Raw genomic sequence first — 17,866 nt, forward strand, 5'->3', positions numbered from 1 at the left:
CTGGCGCACAGATCTGTCATTAAATCTTCTTAAACGCACCTCGTTCGCTTTTTACGAAGTAATTTTCGACGAACCGTTCAACGCACGCGGCGAAACGGCTTTCAAAAAATCATCCGTATTCCTATTATATTTTCATCAAGGCCAAGGACGCGTGAGTGCGATCCGGCGGCCTTGTGGCCGCGGGGCGCGGGTCAGTTTCAACAACAAAGGCGAAATCGCCAAAGGAGAAACCCCATGCCCCTTAACTCAAACGCTTTCAAAACTATTGCTATCGCCGCTGTTTCCAGCTTTGCCATTCTTGGCGCCGCACATGCGGGCGATCATGCCGAATTCAGCTACAAGCAGAGCGAACTGCAATCAACCGCCAGCCTAGGCAGTCTGTACAAGCGCATTGAAAATCGCGCCGAAAGCGTCTGCGGCGCCGATGCCGCCCGCGCGCTCTACGCGAAGCAATCCGCGGCGCAATGCGAAGCGACCCTCGTCGAGGACTGGATCGCGGGCATCAACGATTCCCGCCTCAACAGAATGCATGCGCAAAATGGCGCGTCTCAATTTGCGTCGGCGAAATAGGCCGGCGCAGGCTTCGTCAGCCTTGCAATAAAAAGACTATAGTCGCCGTGTGGGGAGCCTCCGAGCCTTGCCTGGCGACGCTGAAACGCTGGCGGCAGACGGCGTTTTCCGATCGCAAGCTGGCGAAGCCGCCCCATTTATCAACTCTGTTTCTTGCGAAACCGCGCTGACTGGTTCTTGACCATTCGCTCTGCGACAGAGCGCGGCAGCGTGCGCGCCAGCCAGGCGGCGAATTTGTTCCAAGCGCCCGGCACATAAACGGCGCGCTTGTTTTCAACCGCCTCAATCGCGCCCTCGACCACCGGCTCGGCTTCCATGAACATGTATTTTGGCAGCTGCGAGACCAGCCCGCGCGTGTTGTTCACATCATGGAATTCCGAATAGGTGAAACCCGGACACAGCGCCGTGGAATGCACGCCCATCCCATCGCATTCCGCCGCAATCGACTGCGCGAAGCTGACAAGAAACGCCTTTGACGGTCCATAAAGCGTATGCCCCGCCGAGCCGGGAACAAGCCCCGCAAGTGAAGCCACCTGAATGATGCGCCCGAAGTCTCGCTCCAGCATGCCGGGCAGAAAATGCCGCGTCATCTGCGCATAGGACGTCACCATCAACTCCAGAAAGGCGCGATGTTGCGCCCAGTCATTCTCGGTATAGGCGCCGGGCATGCCGAAGCCCGCATTGTTCACGAGGATGTCGACCGGCGTTCCTTCCGCCGACAGCGCATCGAAAATCATCTGCGGCGCGGAGGGCTCCGAAAGATCGGCTGCGAGGATGCGGGTCTTGACGCCATGAGCCTTTTCAAGCTCGCCAGCGAGGTCCTTGAGGCGGTCTTCGCGCCGCGCCACGAGAATGATATTGGCGCCTCTCGCGGCGTAGGATCGCGCAAAAGTCGCGCCGATGCCCGCCGAAGCGCCCGTGATCAGCGCCCATTTTCCGTTATACTTCATGGCGTCCATCCTTGCCCAATGCCAGCCTCAGTAAGACAGCCTGTCTAGATTGATCCGCACAGGCGGTCCATGAAAACGCTCAGGGTTAACGTCTGACCATGCCGTAGCATGGAGCTTGCATGGTAAACTGCGCCGCCGCCTGATATTTCCTTGCCCCCGGAAGAGGGACTATCATCGGCGGCGAAAGGATGATGGAACGGCCATGGACAGCATCGAATTTTTCCTGATCGTCGCGAGTTTCGCCGTCGTTATCATCTGGTATCTACGCAACGCCGAGGCCCGTTCCGATGGCCTTTTGGGGCTTCTCGCGCTCAAGGATGATCCCGATCTCGTCAAACATGGCCGTCGCCCCTCATATCGCCTGAAAGATCGCACGGCGCGCAAACCGGCTGGACTGCGTGACAGCCGCGAAGCGCAGAAGTCCGTCGCGACATACACCCAGAAAGATGACGATGAGGCGATGCGGCGCCGTTTTCGCCGTCAGGACGAGGCGCGCTACCGCGTCAAAGACAAGGCTGCGAAATTCAAACCGGCGAAAGACCGAACGGCTCCGAGCGATTAGCCGGCGAGTGACTGCGCCACAAAAGGCAAGCCAAGCGCCAGCACAACGCTGATGATGATGCCGACCGTCGCCTTGCCAATGTCGGTCAGAACGATTTTCGCCGTGTCGCCGGGCGAGCGGATTTTATCCAGCGTCGCGATGGCGAATTCCCGGCCGGCGATCAGCCCCAGAAACACCCAGGTCGTCGACATCGGGATATTGTTCACTTCCTTGAAGTAGAAAAGCAGCGACGCATAGGTGAAATCGATAATCGTCGCCGAGCGAATATCGGTGACGTTCGTTTTCGACTTCAGCACTTTCTGCACCGGACCGCCGCCATTCCAGAAGGTGTAGGCGAGCAGAACAATAATGCCGCCGATGGCGATGCTGGCTTCATAAGGGTTGAGGGCAGGCGCGCCCGACGCATCGACGCCCCGCGGCAGGAAAATGAAGATGTTGGCGAAATCCTGCATCAGCCAGACAGACCAGAGATAGCCCGTGGATATCCATTGCAGCAACACCCAGACAGGCGCGTGTTGCTGTTCGGCGGTTTTCAAAAACCAGCGCTCCAGCGTCGGCGCCAGCGCCACATAGATAACGCCGCCGGTTACGAAAGCGACGGCGTAACCCATCAGCGACTTGATCAGCATGGAATACATGCCGTCGAGCGTCGCGAAGATCGACAGGATCATGAAGCTCGTCGAAACCGGAATGCCGAGCCGCGTGATGATGACCAGCACTAACGGCGGAATTGCGTAATACCAGGTTGGCTGCAGGATCGGATATTTCTCTACATTGTTGAGACGCCCATAGGACGGGTCCCCGCCATTGGTGATGTAGCCATAGGCGAAGACAATCACGAGCACGGTGGAGGCGAACAGAAACAGCGCCCACCAGGGAAGGCGGCGGTTTGAATTGATAAAGGTGCCGAGGGTCTGCAGCGCGTCATTGCCGACGACCGCATAGGCTGCGAAAGCAAAGCCGATGGCGGCCCAAAATCCGATATCAATATCCATGTCTGCCTTTTCCGGCCGCGCCGTGATACAGGTCCGGCGCACCGAGAGCGCCGCCTCACAAAGTCGCGCGCACCCTCTATTTTTTATGTTTCACTATTGTGACAAAGGGGCGGATTTTGCCACAAGGCTGGTGGAAATCGTCAATTCACCAGAGAAATGATCGCAAAGAAAGCGAACAGAGAAGTTATGATGACGGAAACAGACGGGCGCGCGCCCTCTCCCTTGCCGGCGGATCACCCCCCGCTCGCCCCTTCGAAAATTGGCGTTCTGCTCGTCAATCTCGGCACGCCCGACGAACCGACGCCTGGCGCCGTGCGCCGCTATCTCAGCGAATTTCTGAGCGACGAGCGCATTGTGGATCTGCCCCGCGCCTTGTGGCTGCCCATTCTGCATGGCGTCATTCTCAATGTCCGCCCAGCGGCGACAGCGCGCAACTACGCCAAGATCTGGCGCAGCGAAAGCAATGAGAGCCCTTTGCGCTATTACACCCGCGCGCAGGCGGAAGGTCTCGCGGCGCGGCTGAACGGCGTCACCGTGGATTGGGCCATGCGCTATGGAAATCCGTCCGTCGCCTCGCGCCTTGAGACGATGAAAGAGAGCGGATGCGAACGCATTCTCGTCATTCCGCTCTATCCGCAATATTCCGCGACGACGACCGCCAGCGTCGCGGACGCCGTCTTCGACGCCGTCAAAGCCATGCGCTGGCAACCGGCGCTGCGCACCGCGCCAGCCTTTCACGACGAGCCGCATTATATCGAGGCGCTGGCCGCCGTGACGCGCCGTCATCTTGCCGCTCAGGATTTTGCGCCGGAGCGCGTGGTTATTTCTTTCCATGGCCTGCCGCAGCGCTATTTCGATCTCGGCGATCCTTATCATTGCCATTGCGCCAAGACCGCGCGGCTCTTGCGGGCGAGAATGGGGTGGACGGAGGATTTTGCGCCGCTGGCGTTCCAGTCGAAATTCGGACGGGAAAAATGGCTGGAGCCCGCAACGGAAGATACGATCAAACGCCTTGCCGGCGAGGGCGTGAAAAAGCTTGGCGTCATCATGCCGGGTTTTGTCGCCGACTGTATTGAGACCCTTGAAGAGATCGACATCGCCGGACGCGAGACCTTTACGGCGGCGGGCGGCGAGGCATTCACCGCCATCCCCTGCCTCAATGATGCGCCGGAAATGACCATGCTCCTCGAAACCATCGCTCGCCGCGAGACCGCGGGCTGGACCGCCTAACCGGTCCTCGTCCTGTCTTGCTGCCGCGGCGGCTCGCCGAGAGAACGCTTGCCACGGGGAAAAGCCGCGCCATCATGGGCTTTCCACCAGATCGCGAAACAAGGGGATCGCTGCATGGAATTTCTTGATCCCGCCTTCTGGTCTTTTCTGTGGGACAGCGAGCGTTATGAGGCGCTGATCGAAGAGATGGGGCCATGGGCGCCGGTGATGGCGGTCGCCGCCATGGTCATTGTTTCCTTCCTGCCTCTGCCCGCTGAAACTGTGGCCGTCGCCAACGGCATGGTTTTCGGCCGCGCCGAAGGCTTCGTCCTCACATGGGTCGGCGCCATGATTGCGGCCGCGCTCGCTTTTCTCCTCGCCCGCACGATCGCCCGGCCGCTGGTCCATCGCTTCATGTCAGCGGAGCGTCTCACTCATTTCGAGCACGCCGTGAAAAAGCGCGGAACGCCTTTTTTACTCCTGATACGGATGATACCGCTGATCCCTTATACGGTGGTCAATTACGGCTCCGGCGTGGCCCCGGTTCCGTTCCGCACGTTTTTATGGACGTCCGCCATCGGTATGGCGCCGCCGATCTACGCCTTTGTTTCCATCGGCGCGTTAATGACCGACCAGCCATGGCTCGGCTGGATGATGCTCGGCGCGGCAATCCTGTTCGTATTGCTGCTCGGCTGGACAACCCGGCGGTGGTGGTCGAAAGAGGCTTAATCGCAGACTTTTCTGACACGCTCTAAAAACTCGTCCACTTCTTCCTCAGTCGTTCGAAACGAACAGATGAGCCGGTGGCCGCGCCCGTCCGCCGGATCGCCGGGCGTGATCCAGGGATAGAAAATATCGCCGCCGTCGCGGAGTTTATCCGCAACGCCATCCGGAAAGGTCACGAAAAGCTCGTTGATATCCGTTGGATACATGATCGAGACGCCATTAATCGCAGCAAGGCCGGAGGAGAGCCGTTGCGCCATGGCGTTCGCATGGGACGCCAGCTTCAGCCACAGTCCGTCTTCGAGATAAGCGTCGAACTGCGCCGCGATAAAACGCATTTTCGACCACAGATGACCGGCGCGCTTGCGCATGAATTCAAAATCCATGGCCCGGTGACGGTCGAAGAAGATCACCGCCTCCGCCGCAATACATCCGTTTTTGGTGCCCCCGAAGCAAAGGACGTCAACGCCAGCCTTCCAGGTCAGTTCCGCAGGACTGGCGCCGGACGCAGCGACCGCGTTGGAGAAACGCGCGCCATCCATATGCACGGACAAGCCCGCCTCGCACGCGGCGGCGCAAACCACAGACGTTTCATCTACGGAATAACGCGTCCCGCATTCGGTTCCCTGGGTCAGCGACAAGGCGCTCGCGGGGGCGCCATGGGGCGGGCGGTGAGGAAATCCTTTTAATGTCTTGCGGATTGCATCGGCGCTCAGCTTGCCGTTCTCGCCGGCAATGGGAAGCAGCTTGGCGCCGCCGGTGAAAAACTCCGGCCCGGCGCATTCATCCATCTGCACATGGCTTTCCTCATGACACAGCACCATGCCGTAAGGCGGCGTCATCACCGAAAGCGCAAGACCGTTCGCAGCCCCGCCGGTCGCCACAAAATAAACCGCACAATCGCGTTCAAAGATTTCAGCGAACTTCGCCTCCACCTTTTTTGTCAGCGTGTCCCCGCCATAGCCGGGAGCTGCGCCATCATTCGCGCGTATAATGGCGTCCAGAATTTCAGGGGCGGCGCCCGCCCAATTGTCCGATGCAAAACTCATAAGGCTGAGTGTTCGGTGTTCTGATAAAGCGCGTCAAGTTGATCCGTGAAATCGGCGAAATTTTTTGCAAGCTGCGCCGCTCCGACATTGAGGAGCCGCTCCCCATGGCCATCGAAAATATGACCGCCGCCAAGAAACCCCCAAACGGTCATACCCGCTGCGACACCGGCTTTGACCCCGTTTTCACTGTCTTCAAGAACCAGGCACCGTGCGGGATCGACGTCGAGCCTTTCCGCTGCATAGAGGAAAATATCCGGCGCCGGCTTACCATGGGCGACAAGATCGGCGGAATAAACATGCGGGTGCGCCAGATCGTAAAGCCCGGTCCGTTCAAGCTTCGACGTCAGAAAATGCGCGCGCGAGGATGAAGCGACGCCAATCGCGCGCGCATAGAGCCGCGCCTTTTTAAGCGCAACATCAGCGCCAGCGACCGCCGTCAGCAAGTGCCGCTCGCGACGGCGGCCTTCCAGAATCTGCTCTTCAAAACCTTCCGGCGCGTTGCGGTCATGGGCCTTGCGATAATCATCGCGCAGCGCATCGAAAAACGCGCGGTCATGGAGACCTACAAATTTGCGCACATAGTCTTCAGGCGAATAAAAAATCCCGAACGCCTCAAGCGCAGTGCGCTCCCCCTTGATCGAGAGCACCTCTGAATCGACCAGCACGCCATCACAATCAAAGATAATAGCGTCGAAAGAAATTCCCGTTTGAGGCGTCATGACCGATATTTCATCTTTTCTGCGTGAGCCGCTTGTCTATTGGGAAAACACCGTAAACGCCATGGCTGACTGACCCATAAAAATGTTTTTGCGGAACTCTCCATCAGCGCAACCGTTTGCGCTCCATCGCCGGGGGCGCAGCGCGTCTGCACCCACCATCGGTGTCAGAACATAGGAGTTAGCCATGCGTAAGAGTTTGATTATCGCAACGGGAATTGGCGCCGCGCTGGCGGTCACTGCTGTTGGCGCCGCGATGACAGGCGCGTTTGAAGATGAAAGCGCGCAAACCGCCGCATTTGAAGCCGATAGCGCCGTCGTCGCCAGTGAGCCCCGCAACTGCCGCAGCTTCGCGACTGCGGAAACCGGCTTTGATCCGGCGACGACCCCCGTTCCGGTGCAGCAGGACGCGGGCAATAAACAGGTGCTCAAAGGCACGGCCGTGGGCGCCGCAATTGGCGCGGTCGCCGGTGAAGTGATTGGCGATAAGGCCGGCTATGGCGCAGCCGCAGGCGCCGCAGCGGGCGCCGCAGGCGGTCAGGCGGTGAAAGCCGACAAGCAGCAAAAGGCCGATGCGCGCTATGCGCAGGAGAGCGCTTACTATCAGCAGCAAAAAACCGCCTATGACGCGGCGCTGGCCGAATGTCTCGCTGACTAGACTATAACCACCCAACGCTGAAAGCCGGTCGCGCCTCAACGCGGCTGGCTTTTTTGTCGCCGGTTCTAGTCATTCAAGCCCTGCGCCCCCCGCGTGTGAGTCTTCAGCACGCCTCGCCTTTAAGGCGCGCACGTCAACGAAACTTCATGCTCGCGGCGCCGCTTTTCCTTGAAAACAGCCCCTAAAAAGAGGGATAGTGCCGCGAAGTAAGGGACTTTGCGTTAGGGGCGGACCATGCGGGTAGGAATTTTATTGGGCGCGAGCGCGGCGGCGCTGATCATGAGTGCGGGCGCCGACGCCCGCAAGGACAAGGATTACCGCGCCGACACGCAAGCCCCGGCGCAGAATATTGAACGGGACGTCAAGGCGCAGGTGAAGGCGCGCCTACGCGACCGCCTGGGACCAGCGGCGCCCGCCTTCCATCAGGGACGTGAGGTCAGGAGCTTTGACGGCTCGGGCAATAACCGCCGCGACCCGTCCGCCGGCGCCGCCTTTTCACAGCTGATCCGGATGATGCCCAACGACTATTCAGACGGAATTTCCGGCATGTCGGGCCCGTTGCGCAAAAGCCCACGGGAAATCTCCAATATTGTCGTCGATCAGGCTGGCCAATCCTATCCGAACCCGTTCGGCACCAGCGACTTCCTGTGGCAGTGGGGACAGTTCATCGATCATGATTTTGCGCTGGGCGACGGCGTTAAATCGGACGACCGCTCGCATGACATTCCCGTTCCCCTGGGCGATGCGCATTTCGATCCGTTCTCCGAAGGGAACAAATGGATCCGGTTCGACCGCGCCATTTTCGACGAAGAGACGGGCACCGATCTTTCCAATCCACGCGAGCAGATGAACGAGATCACCTCCTGGCTCGACGGATCGCAAGTTTACGGCTCCAGCAACGAACGCGCGGCGGCGCTGCGCGCCAATGACGGCACAGGCCGCCTGAAAACCAGCGCCGGCGATCTATTGCCCTTCAACACAAGCCTTCTTCCAAACGCCAATGAAGGACCGATTGATCCGGCGGACCTGTTTGTCGCCGGCGATGTACGCTCAAACGAGCAGGTGGGGCTGACCGTCATGCACACGCTGTTTGTGCGTGAGCATAATCGCTGGGCCGATCATATCCGGCGTACGCGGCCGTGGCTTTCAGGCGACGACGTTTTTCAGGCCGCGCGGCGCATGGTGATCGCGGAAATCCAGATCATCACCTATGACGAATTTCTCCCCGCCCTGATCGGCAAGCGCCCCCTACCGCGCTATGGCGGTTACACGCCCGGCGATCCGGGTCTTTTCACCGAATTTTCCGGGGCCGCCTGGCGCCTTGGCCATACGCTGATCAATGCCCGGATCATGCGCGTCAATCGGCGCGGCAATGAAATCCCTGCGGGCCACCTGCCCCTGCGCGACGCGTTTTTCAACGCGCCCTTGCTCCTGAAAAAACGCAATGACATCGATCCGGTTCTGCGCGGACTCGCTGCGCAAGAAAGCCAGACCTATGATAACATGATTGTTGATGATCTCAGAAACTTTCTCTTCGGACCGCCGGGCGCAGGCGGTTTCGATCTCGCCTCGCTGAATATCCAGCGCGGTCGCGATCGCGGCCTGCCCTGCCTCAACGATGTGCGCAAAGCCATCGGGTTGAAGCCGCATAAGGATTTCGACGACATCACCTCAGACCCTGCACTGCAGGAAAAATTGCGCCTCGCCTATGGCGATGTGGATGAAGTCGATCTGTGGGTCGGCGGCATTTCCGAGGACGCCCTCGCGCGTCAGGGCTCGCAGCTTGGCGAAACATTCCGCGCGATTGTCGTGATGCAGTTTTCGGCGCTGCGCGATCATGACCGCTTCTGGTGGGAGCGCGACCTGACCCGCGTGGAACAGAATATGGTCAAGAAAACCACGCTCGCGGACGTCATTTTACGGAACACGTCGATCAAACGCCGCGAGATTCCGAAAAACGTGTTTTACGTGGATTGATCAACGCTCACGAAGCTGGAAGATTGATCTGCCACGAGACGCCGAAACGGTCCGACACCCAGGCGAATTTTTCGCTGAAGCCATAATTGTCCGGAGGCATCATCACTTTCCCGTCTGCCGACAGGGCGGCGAATGCTGAGTCCAAAGCCACTTCAGTTTCCACATCGACGAAGATGGACATGGACGGAGTGAAGGTGAAGTCATGCACGGGCGGCGTGTCATTGAGGATGAAGCGCTGGCCGCCCAGCAGCATTTCAGCAAATTTGATCTGGCCCTTCATGGCCTCGTTTTCGTCACCATAGCGCTCGACGGAAACAATCTCGGCGCTGGCGAAAGTCTTTTCATAAAGCGAAAGCGCTTTTTCTGCGTCGCCGACAAACATCAAAAAAGCGCGGGCGGTTTCAGTCATGGTTTATCCCTTCTCCTTGGACGGCTTCTTATAACAAAAAGGGCCCCGAATGGGGCCCTTTTCTTTTCGTCTATGTTGTACCGCTTAACCGGCGAGCGCCGCGAGAAGCAGAAGCGCAACGATATTGGTGATCTTGATCATCGGGTTTACCGCCGGGCCCGCCGTATCCTTGTATGGGTCGCCCACCGTATCGCCGGTCACCGCGGCTTTGTGGGCTTCGGAACCCTTACCGCCGTGATGGCCGTCTTCGATATATTTCTTGGCGTTGTCCCAGGCGCCGCCGCCGGCCGTCATGGAGATGGCGACGAAGAGGCCGGTGACGATGACGCCGATCAGCATGGCGCCGACCGCGGACAAGGCCGCGACTTTCCCGGCGACCGCCAGCACGACAAAGTAGACGACGAGCGGGGACAGGATCGGCAGCATTGACGGCACGACCATTTCCTTGATCGCAGCGCCCGTCAGCATATTCACCGCGCGCGCATAGTCCGGCTTTTCGGTGCCCTGCATGATGCCCGGCTTTTCTTTGAACTGGCGGCGCACTTCCTCAACGATAGCGCCCGCTGCGCGGCCGACAGCCTGCATGGCGATGCCGCCGAAGAGGTAAGGCAACAGGCCGCCAATCAGAAGGCCCGCAATCACATAGGGGTTAGACAGCGAGAAGGTCAGCTCCGTCATGCCTTTGAAATAAGGATGCACGGTGGAGCCGGGCGCATTGGCGAGCGTGATGAAGTGCTCAATATCCTTGGTGTAGGCTGCAAACAGCACTAGCGCGCCAAGGCCCGCCGAACCGATTGCATAGCCCTTGGTGACGGCTTTGGTCGTGTTGCCGACAGCGTCGAGGGCGTCGGTGGTGTCGCGGACTGAACCTTCAAGGCCCGACATTTCCGCGATGCCGCCCGCATTGTCCGTAACCGGACCAAAGGCGTCGAGAGCGACAATCATGCCGGCGAGCGCAAGCATGGTCGTCACCGCCGTCGCAATGCCGAAAAGGCCTGCGAGATTATAGGCGGTGACAATCGCCACAACGATGACGATCGCCGGCAGCGCCGTCGCCTCCATGGAGACAGCAAGGCCCTGAATGACGTTGGTGCCGTGACCGGACTCCGACGATTTCGCCACTGACTTCACCGGACGATAGGCGGTGCCGGTGTAATATTCGGTGATCCAGACGATGAGACCCGTAACGACAAGGCCAAGCACACCGCAAAGAAACAGCGAGAGGCCGGTGAAGGGCGCGCCCTGTTCCGTCTGGCCGATGGTTTCAGAAAAACCGAACATCTGGAACGTCACGATCCCGACCGCGACAAGCGAAGTCAGGCCAGTGACTATAAGGCCTTTGTAAAGCGCTCCCATGATGTTCGTGGAGCCTTTACCGAGCTTCACAAAGAACGTGCCGGCGATAGAGGTCAGGATGCAGACCGCGCCGATGGCGAGCGGGTAGAACATGAACTGCGCAGCGTCGGCGGTAAAAAGGATCGAACCCAGCACCATCGTCGCCGCAACGGTGACGACATAGGTTTCGAAAAGGTCGGCGGCCATGCCAGCGCAATCGCCCACATTATCGCCGACATTGTCAGCGATCGTCGCCGGGTTGCGTGGATCGTCTTCGGGAATGCCGGCTTCAACCTTGCCGACCATGTCGCCGCCAACGTCTGCGCCCTTGGTGAAGATGCCGCCGCCGAGACGCGCGAACACGGAGATGAGCGACGCGCCAAGCGACAGGGCAATCAGGCCGTTCACTACCGAACGGCTTTCAGGCGCATGGCCCATGCCGACGGTGAGGATCGCGTAATAGGAAACAAGCCCGAGCAATGCGAGGCCGGCGACAAGCATGCCGGTGATCGCGCCTGCGTCAAACGCAACGGAAAGACCTTTTTGGAGGCTCTCGCTTGCCGCCTGCGTTGTGCGCACATTCGCGCGCACGGAAACAAGCATGCCGATGAACCCGGCGGCGCCAGAAAGAACCGCGCCAATCGCGAAACCGAACGCCGGAACAAAATCGAGTTTGAAAGCGAGCAGAAGAACGATGAACACAACCGCGCCTGCGATAGCGATGGTTGTGTATTGTTTGTTGAGATAGGCCTGCGCGCCTTCCTGAATAGCGGCGGCGATTTCTCTCATGCGGTCGGTGCCTGTGGGCAGCGACAAGACCTTATTGGCGGTGAATGCGCCGTAAGCGATGGCAAGCAAGCCGGCCCCAATGACCAGCCAAAGCGCTAAGCTCATGTCTTAACCTCTCCTGAAAAAATTTTTCTTGATTGATGGCCGCCGGCATGGCCGCAGCAACGGGATGGACTCCCCGCGCGCGCTTCAACCAGCCCCCTAGTTGATGTCGGCGCGAAACCTGACAAAGCCCTTGGGCAAAATCAACTAAAAGTTACAAGGGCGAGACGCAGCACAGCCCGCCGGGGTCGGATCCGGGGGCTGGGGAATAAACAATGGAGATTTCCATGTGCGCCGGAGAAAGAGCGCAAACAAGAAATCCTATGAAACCGCGCCACGATTGCGCATTGCCTTACGCGGACCAGCCTCGGCCTCTGTCAGCTCTTTTACCCAAGGAAACTTCTCGGCCATTTCGTCTGTGTAACCAAGATTGCGTGCCGTGGCGCTGCGCGGCGCATCCGCCGTTTCAGGATAGAACGTGCCGAACGTCCGGTCCCAGAAGAATTCGGCGATGCCGTAATTGCCGTTTTCATTGTGGAAGTGGTGGGCGAGGTGACGCCGCTTGATGTCGCGCCAGAATTTCGACTTCGGTTCGAAGGCGAGATGTTCTCCGGCGTGAAGGAATTCCGTGTACATGGTCATCGTGACCGTGCCCGCCACCGCCGCACAGGCGCAGGGCAGTCCGCCGATGAGCCAGCCCACAGGCCCGGCGATCAGCAATATTGGCGGCAACGTCGTATGGAGGCCGCCGAAAAGCACAGACAAATCATTGGGATAGCGGTGATGGTCGTAATGGACCCGCTTCCACAGCCCGGCGAGCCAGGGGGTCTTATACATCCAGCTTCCATGCAGAATGAAGCGGTGCGTAATGTACCAGGCGATCGGGAAAATCAGCGCGCCGAGAACAAGTGAAAGGAAAAACAAGGGGATAGACTGGATCGTGGCGACCCCCGCCGTCACCGCCGCGATCAGGATCAGCGCATACACCTGGATCGCCGGATAGGTCACATAGGCCTTTACGAGGTCGTCGAATGTCATCCGGTTGAGGAGATACTCTTCCTCTTTCCAGGCTTTATAGCCAATAAACAGGCGCATCAGGCGCTCCTCGGGGGGTCAGTGGGTCAAAAATCCAAACCTGCAACGGCGATCGTGACCGGCGCCTTGCGTCGCGAAATTAGGCCTGCCGCCCCGGCGGTTCAAGAAGCCAGAGCGTCGCAAACCGCGATGCGCGATCAATTATCGTGCCCGCTTTGCAACATGCTGTAATATCCGGCCGCAAATCTTGAAGCGCTGAGGGTCCGTCAAACCCCATCTAGGGCTTGCCCGTTGACCCAAGGCCTTGTATCGGCTCAAGATTACCCGGAACCATATGGCTAATGTCATGGGTTGGGGCGAGGGGCATACGCCCATGACGCGCTGCTTGCGGCGCATGCAGGCCGGCTTTCCGTCCGGCGGTTAAAGAGCCGGGATAGCCGGAGAGAGTGCGGGGCGTATCATGACCGTCAGTCAGCAAACGGAGCAGCAGACGGCTTTGCCGATCCGCAATGAGGCGCTGCCGCTGAAACTCAGCGGCTTTGCGACTCTTTGCGACGCGCTCGATTACGCCGCACAAGGCGAGACTGGCTACACCTTCTTCAACCTGCGCGGCGATGTCGCCGCTACGCTGTCCTATTCCGCATTGCGTGAGCGAGCGCTCGCGCTCGCAGCAAAGCTCGCCGGCAGATTCGAACGCGGCGACCGACTCGCCGTCATCGCCGAGACGAGCCCTGAATTCATCGTCACGTTCTTTGCTTGTCAGTATGCGGGCCTTATTCCTGCGCCCATGCCGATGCCCGTCAATCTTGGCGGCAAGGACGGCTATATCAACCAGATCCGACAGATGATTGCAGGCGCGAAAGCCGCCGCCGCGATCGGACCGGAAACCTTGCGCGAATTCCTAGACGAAGCGGCGGACAAAGCCGGCGGCGCAGCCGTTTACAGCTTCGTCGGTCTCGATGCGCTTGACGGCGACGGCGCCGAACCGCAGCGCTTCGGACCGGACGACTATTGCTACATTCAATACTCGTCAGGATCGACAAGCGCGCCCAAGGGCGTCATCGGCATGCAGCGTTCGGTCTGCGCTAACCTGACGGCGATCGCGCGTCATGGCATGGGTCTGCAGCCCGGCGACCGCGCGACAAGCTGGCTGCCGCTCTATCACGATATGGGCCTGATCGGTTTTGTGCTGACGCCCATGACCGCGCAGGTGCCGGTTGATTTCCTTGCAACCTCGGACTTTGTGCGCCGTCCGCTTCTGTGGCTTCGCATCATGACCGACCTCAAGACGACGATCACCTACAGCCCGTCTTTCGGCTATGATCTCGCGGCGAAGCGTTCCGGCCGGGCCGAGCCCGGCGCAATCGATCTTTCCACATTGCGTGTCGCCGGCATAGGCGGCGACATGGTGCGCCCTGAAGCGTTGAACGCATTCGCAGACGCCTTCGGTCCGGTCGGCTTCAATCGCAACGCCTTCACGCCGAGCTATGGCATGGCCGAAGCGACGCTCGCGATTTCCTTCCCTGAGCTTGGCGCGCCGGTGACCGTCGATGAAGTCGACATGCGTCATTATACGCGCTCTGGCGTCGCCCAGCCCGCCTCTGCGCTGACATCGCCGGAAAACACACGCGGCTTCGTCCTTTGCGGACGCGCGCTTGAGGGTCATGAGATCATCGTGCGCAATGAGAATGGCGAGCTTTGCGACGAGCGCCATGTGGGCCGCATCTTCATCAAGGGGCCGAGCCTGACGCCGGGTTATTTTTCCGACGCTGACGCCACCAACGCGATGTATGACGGCGAGTGGCTCGACACTGGCGACATGGGCTACTTCCTCAATGGTCAGATTGTGATTACCGGCCGCGCCAAAGATCTCATCATCATCAACGGCCGTAATATCTGGCCGCAAGACATCGAGTGGGCGGTTGAAAAAGTCGCTGGCGTGCGCGGCGGCGGCGTCGCCGCCTTTTCCGTCGATGACGGCCGTGGCGAACGCATTGTCGTCGTCGCGGAACGCCGGGGCATGGACGCCGAAGCGCTGGCGGCGCTGAAACGTGAAATCGCCAGCGTCGTGCAAAACGCAGTGGGCGCGCCGGCGGAAATCGTGCTCGCCCGGCCGCACTCAATGGTGATGACGTCGTCAGGCAAACTGTCACGCGCGAAAGTGAAACAGAAATATCAAAGCGGCGCCTTTACCGAAGACGCAGGCGAAGAAGAAGAGCCGCGCCCGCTCGCTGAAGCGCGCGTCTAGTTTGGTCGCTTTTTCGGCGGAAAAACGGTATCTGTTTTTCCTGAAAACGCTCTAGCCGCCGGAAGTCAGAATGAAAGCTGCGCTAACAGGAGGCACCGGCTTTGTCGGCGCCGCGCTTATTGATCTGCTTTTGCAAGAAGGCTGGGACGTTGCAGCCCTGGCGCGCGATCCGGCGCGGCTGCCGCAGGCCGGCAAGCTGCGCGCCGTCAAAGGCCCGCTTGAGGATGAAACCGCGCTCGCCGCGCTCGCCAAGGATGCGGATGTGTTTTTCCATCTCGCCGGGCTCACCCATGCGCGCGAGCGCGCCGATTATGAACGCGTCAATGTTGCGGGCGCGCGGTCGGCGGCCCGCGCCGCCAAAGACGCCGGCGCGAAACTCATTCACGCCTCCTCCATGTCGGCGCGCCGGCCCGATGTCTCGCCCTACGCCAGCAGCAAGGCGGACAGCGAAAGCGCTGTCGCGGAGCCCGGCGGCGACTGGCGGGCGCTGCGCCTGCCGGCGATTTACGGCCCCCGGGACATGGTGACCCTGCCCTTTTTCAAGCTGGTCAAAACCGGCTTCGCCCTAGCGCCGAAGACCGATCCCGCGGCCCGCGCCTCGATCCTTTATGTTGAGGACGCCGCAGGGGCGCTGCTCGCCGCCGTCAACGCGCCTTCAGGCGCCGTCTATGAGGTTGGCGACGAGCGCCCGGAAGGCTGGGCCTGGAGCGAAATCGGCGCGGCCCTGGGCGATGTTCTTGGCAAGCGGCCCCGCCCGATTGCGGTTCCACGGCCCCTGATCGCGGGCTATCATGGGATTGTGCGAACGGTGGAAGGCGCGCTCAGACACACGCCCAGCGTGCGGGAAGGCCAGATCAATGAGTTTTTTCATCCCGACTGGGTCGCACGGGAAAACCTCCTTGATGCGGCCTGTGACTGGAGGCCCAAGACACCGCTGAAAGAAGGATTTGCAAAAACCGCCTGTTGGTATCAAGAACACGATTTGCTTTAATCGGACGCGGCGCGACAACGTTCGACGCCGCCAGGGAGATACACTCATGTCCGGCATTCAGGAAGACGACGATCTCGTATTCCACAAAATCACAGCGCTCCTCGAGCCGCTCAACGAAAAGGGCGTGAAACTGACGCGCGAGACCGACATCATTGCGGATCTCGAGATCGATTCCGTTTCCCTTCTCGATGTCGTTATGGATATCGAGGATAATTACGACATTTCTATTCCGGTCAACACGATCTCCGAGATCAAGACCATTGGCGAGCTTGTGGACGCCATTCACAAGATCAAGAAAGAACAAACCTGACAATGAGCCTGTTTGACAAATTCGAAAAGAATGCGGCGCTCTTGGATCAACTGTCCGCAGCAGGAAAAAACCCTTTCACCGTGGTTATGGAAGAGGTGCTAGGGCCGACGCGCGCCAAGATTAAAGGCCGCGAAACCGTGCTCGCGGGCACCCATAATTATCTCGGACAAACATTCGAACCCAGGGCGATTGCGGCGGCGAAAGAAGCCCTTGACCATGACGGCACCGGCACCACCGGATCGCGCGTCGCCAACGGCACCTTCGCCGGGCATACAAAACTCGAGCGTGACATCGCAGACTTTCTCTCGATGAAAAACTGCGTTGTTTTCTCAACCGGATATGCTGCCAACCTCGGCGCAATCGCCGGATTTGTGGACCGCAACGAAGACGTCGTCCTGATCGACGCAGACTGCCACGCCTGCATCTATGACGGCTGTCAGCTCTCCGGCGCGGAGACCGTCCGGTTCCGCCACAACGATCCGGAAAGCCTTGATAAACGCCTCTCCCGGCTCGATCCAAAATATAACGGCAAGCTGGTCTGCATCGAAGGCATGTATTCGATGTATGGCGACATTGCTCCGGTTAAGGAATTCGTCGAGGTCGCCCATAAACACGGCGCACACCTTCTCGTCGACGAAGCGCATTCTTTCGGCGTCTATGGCGAGACCGGCAAGGGGGTTTCCGAGGCCGAAGGCGTGATGGACAAGATCGACTTTTACACCGGCACCTTTTCAAAAGCGCTCGCGTCAATTGGCGGGTTCATGGCGTCCAATCATCCGGAAGCAGAATATATCCGGTTCGCTTCCAATCCCTACCGGTTCACCGCCTCGCCTTCTCCATCAACAATCGCCTCGGCTGGAGCAGCGCTCGCCAATATCAGCGAGAACCCGGCAATCCGCGAGAAACTCTGGGAGAATGCGCGGCGTCTTCACGGCGCTTTCGTGCAATTTGGCCTTCGCCTCGCCGCCAAGCCGGCACCGGTTATTTCAGTGCTCCTGCCAACCAGGGAAGACGCCTTCGATGCATGGCGTTTCCTTCTGGATCAGGGCGTTTACGTAAATATGGCCATCCCGCCCGGCACCCCGGGCAAGGAATCGCTCCTGCGTCTGGCGGTGTCGTCCGCACATACGAATGAGGACATCGACCGGCTTGTCGCCGCCTATGGCGCGCTTGCCGAGGCTTTTCCTTCTGCGCGCGTCGACGGGGCCGCCTGAGCAGCCGCCCTGTTCTCACCGCAGCCCGGAACGCCCGTCAGGGCGGCGACATAACCCTGTCGCAAACCCTTGCTAAGGGGGCTG

17 protein-coding genes are annotated in these 17,866 nt (G+C 59.6%); 10 read left to right on the top strand and 7 right to left on the bottom strand.

From position 1 onward, the window contains the following. Positions 1-234 precede the first annotated feature (234 nt). Complete coding sequence (locus ACFOOP_RS04465; protein WP_379879663.1) at positions 235-570, top strand: UrcA family protein; 336 nt, start codon at positions 235-237, stop codon at positions 568-570. A gap of 140 nt (positions 571-710) precedes the next feature. On the opposite strand, the gene ACFOOP_RS04470 is transcribed toward ACFOOP_RS04465, so the two are convergent. Then, the gene (locus ACFOOP_RS04470) at positions 711-1,520 is read right to left on the bottom strand and encodes an SDR family NAD(P)-dependent oxidoreductase (RefSeq protein WP_379879664.1); all 810 of its coding nucleotides are present in this window, start codon (positions 1,518-1,520) and stop codon (positions 711-713) included. A 202-nt stretch (positions 1,521-1,722) separates the two neighbouring features. Between ACFOOP_RS04470 and ACFOOP_RS04475 the strand changes: the two genes are divergently transcribed. After that, positions 1,723-2,082 (top strand): hypothetical protein, encoded by a 360-nt coding sequence (locus tag ACFOOP_RS04475; RefSeq protein WP_379879665.1) that lies wholly within the window; start codon positions 1,723-1,725, stop codon positions 2,080-2,082. Here ACFOOP_RS04475 and ACFOOP_RS04480 read toward each other — a convergent pair. Continuing rightward, positions 2,079-3,071 carry a hypothetical protein gene (locus ACFOOP_RS04480; protein ID WP_379881506.1) on the bottom strand — a complete coding sequence of 331 codons (993 nt, stop codon included), beginning with the start codon at positions 3,069-3,071 and terminating at the stop codon, positions 2,079-2,081. The genes ACFOOP_RS04475 and ACFOOP_RS04480 overlap by 4 nt on opposite strands. Before the next feature lie 192 nt (positions 3,072-3,263). Between ACFOOP_RS04480 and hemH the strand changes: the two genes are divergently transcribed. Next, positions 3,264-4,307, top strand: a complete 1,044-nt coding sequence (gene hemH / locus ACFOOP_RS04485) for a ferrochelatase (RefSeq protein ID WP_379879666.1) — start codon at positions 3,264-3,266, stop codon at positions 4,305-4,307. Positions 4,308-4,421: 114 nt separating this feature from the next. Continuing rightward, positions 4,422-5,015 (top strand): TVP38/TMEM64 family protein, encoded by a 594-nt coding sequence (locus ACFOOP_RS04490; protein WP_379879667.1) that lies wholly within the window; start codon positions 4,422-4,424, stop codon positions 5,013-5,015. On the opposite strand, the gene ACFOOP_RS04495 is transcribed toward ACFOOP_RS04490, so the two are convergent. Next, a complete protein-coding gene (locus tag ACFOOP_RS04495) occupies positions 5,012-6,058 on the bottom strand; it encodes a threonine aldolase family protein (protein ID WP_379879668.1) in 1,047 nt (348 codons plus the stop codon). The two genes, ACFOOP_RS04490 and ACFOOP_RS04495, sit on opposite strands and share 4 nt — an antisense overlap. Continuing rightward, positions 6,055-6,777, bottom strand: coding sequence for an HAD family hydrolase (locus ACFOOP_RS04500; RefSeq protein WP_379879669.1), 723 nt, complete (start codon positions 6,775-6,777; stop codon positions 6,055-6,057). The genes ACFOOP_RS04495 and ACFOOP_RS04500 overlap by 4 nt, the downstream gene beginning before the upstream one ends. 184 nt (positions 6,778-6,961) lie before the next feature. Between ACFOOP_RS04500 and ACFOOP_RS04505 the strand changes: the two genes are divergently transcribed. Beyond that, positions 6,962-7,432 (top strand): YMGG-like glycine zipper-containing protein, encoded by a 471-nt coding sequence (locus tag ACFOOP_RS04505; protein WP_379879670.1) that lies wholly within the window; start codon positions 6,962-6,964, stop codon positions 7,430-7,432. A 234-nt stretch (positions 7,433-7,666) separates the two neighbouring features. Beyond that, the gene (locus tag ACFOOP_RS04510; protein WP_379879671.1) at positions 7,667-9,409 is read left to right on the top strand and encodes a peroxidase family protein; all 1,743 of its coding nucleotides are present in this window, start codon (positions 7,667-7,669) and stop codon (positions 9,407-9,409) included. 7 nt (positions 9,410-9,416) lie between these two features. Here ACFOOP_RS04510 and ACFOOP_RS04515 read toward each other — a convergent pair whose 3' ends face one another. The 3 genes from ACFOOP_RS04515 to ACFOOP_RS04525 form a co-directional block, all read right to left on the bottom strand. Next, the gene (locus ACFOOP_RS04515; RefSeq protein WP_379879672.1) at positions 9,417-9,818 is read right to left on the bottom strand and encodes a VOC family protein; all 402 of its coding nucleotides are present in this window, start codon (positions 9,816-9,818) and stop codon (positions 9,417-9,419) included. An 84-nt stretch (positions 9,819-9,902) separates the two neighbouring features. Beyond that, entirely contained in the window at positions 9,903-12,047 is a 2,145-nt protein-coding gene (locus tag ACFOOP_RS04520; protein ID WP_379879673.1) for a sodium-translocating pyrophosphatase, read from the bottom strand. Positions 12,048-12,305: 258 nt separating this feature from the next. Beyond that, positions 12,306-13,079 (bottom strand): sterol desaturase family protein, encoded by a 774-nt coding sequence (locus tag ACFOOP_RS04525; protein ID WP_379879674.1) that lies wholly within the window; start codon positions 13,077-13,079, stop codon positions 12,306-12,308. A 400-nt stretch (positions 13,080-13,479) separates the two neighbouring features. Between ACFOOP_RS04525 and ACFOOP_RS04530 the strand changes: the two genes are divergently transcribed. The 4 genes from ACFOOP_RS04530 (at position 13,480) to spt (ending at position 17,782) form a co-directional block, all read left to right on the top strand. Then, a complete protein-coding gene (locus ACFOOP_RS04530; RefSeq protein ID WP_379879675.1) occupies positions 13,480-15,267 on the top strand; it encodes a fatty acyl-AMP ligase in 1,788 nt (595 codons plus the stop codon). Between the two features lie 70 nt (positions 15,268-15,337). Then, positions 15,338-16,258: an NAD-dependent epimerase/dehydratase family protein gene (locus ACFOOP_RS04535; protein ID WP_379879676.1), complete on the top strand. Its 921-nt coding sequence runs from the start codon at positions 15,338-15,340 to the stop codon at positions 16,256-16,258. A 46-nt stretch (positions 16,259-16,304) separates the two neighbouring features. Beyond that, on the top strand, positions 16,305-16,568 hold the full coding sequence (locus ACFOOP_RS04540) for an acyl carrier protein (protein ID WP_379879677.1): 264 nt from the start codon (positions 16,305-16,307) through the stop codon (positions 16,566-16,568). 2 nt (positions 16,569-16,570) lie between these two features. Further along, positions 16,571-17,782 carry a serine palmitoyltransferase gene (spt, locus tag ACFOOP_RS04545; RefSeq protein ID WP_379879678.1) on the top strand — a complete coding sequence of 404 codons (1,212 nt, stop codon included), beginning with the start codon at positions 16,571-16,573 and terminating at the stop codon, positions 17,780-17,782. Positions 17,783-17,866: the final 84 nt, after the last annotated feature.

This window comes from Hyphococcus aureus, assembly GCF_042643165.1.
GTDB lineage: Bacteria > Pseudomonadota > Alphaproteobacteria > Caulobacterales > Parvularculaceae > Hyphococcus > Hyphococcus aureus.

Coding starts and splice junctions, on each gene's coding strand:
- ACFOOP_RS04465 (WP_379879663.1), top strand. CDS start 235: ATGCCCCTTAACTCAAACGCTTTCAAAACTATTGCTATCGCCGCTGTT.
- ACFOOP_RS04470 (WP_379879664.1), bottom strand. CDS start 1,520: ATGAAGTATAACGGAAAATGGGCGCTGATCACGGGCGCTTCGGCGGGC.
- ACFOOP_RS04475 (WP_379879665.1), top strand. CDS start 1,723: ATGGACAGCATCGAATTTTTCCTGATCGTCGCGAGTTTCGCCGTCGTT.
- hemH (WP_379879666.1), top strand. CDS start 3,264: ATGATGACGGAAACAGACGGGCGCGCGCCCTCTCCCTTGCCGGCGGAT.
- ACFOOP_RS04490 (WP_379879667.1), top strand. CDS start 4,422: ATGGAATTTCTTGATCCCGCCTTCTGGTCTTTTCTGTGGGACAGCGAG.
- ACFOOP_RS04495 (WP_379879668.1), bottom strand. CDS start 6,058: ATGAGTTTTGCATCGGACAATTGGGCGGGCGCCGCCCCTGAAATTCTG.
- ACFOOP_RS04500 (WP_379879669.1), bottom strand. CDS start 6,777: ATGACGCCTCAAACGGGAATTTCTTTCGACGCTATTATCTTTGATTGT.
- ACFOOP_RS04505 (WP_379879670.1), top strand. CDS start 6,962: ATGCGTAAGAGTTTGATTATCGCAACGGGAATTGGCGCCGCGCTGGCG.
- ACFOOP_RS04510 (WP_379879671.1), top strand. CDS start 7,667: ATGCGGGTAGGAATTTTATTGGGCGCGAGCGCGGCGGCGCTGATCATG.
- ACFOOP_RS04515 (WP_379879672.1), bottom strand. CDS start 9,818: ATGACTGAAACCGCCCGCGCTTTTTTGATGTTTGTCGGCGACGCAGAA.
- ACFOOP_RS04520 (WP_379879673.1), bottom strand. CDS start 12,047: ATGAGCTTAGCGCTTTGGCTGGTCATTGGGGCCGGCTTGCTTGCCATC.
- ACFOOP_RS04525 (WP_379879674.1), bottom strand. CDS start 13,079: ATGCGCCTGTTTATTGGCTATAAAGCCTGGAAAGAGGAAGAGTATCTC.
- ACFOOP_RS04530 (WP_379879675.1), top strand. CDS start 13,480: ATGACCGTCAGTCAGCAAACGGAGCAGCAGACGGCTTTGCCGATCCGC.
- ACFOOP_RS04535 (WP_379879676.1), top strand. CDS start 15,338: ATGAAAGCTGCGCTAACAGGAGGCACCGGCTTTGTCGGCGCCGCGCTT.
- ACFOOP_RS04540 (WP_379879677.1), top strand. CDS start 16,305: ATGTCCGGCATTCAGGAAGACGACGATCTCGTATTCCACAAAATCACA.
- spt (WP_379879678.1), top strand. CDS start 16,571: ATGAGCCTGTTTGACAAATTCGAAAAGAATGCGGCGCTCTTGGATCAA.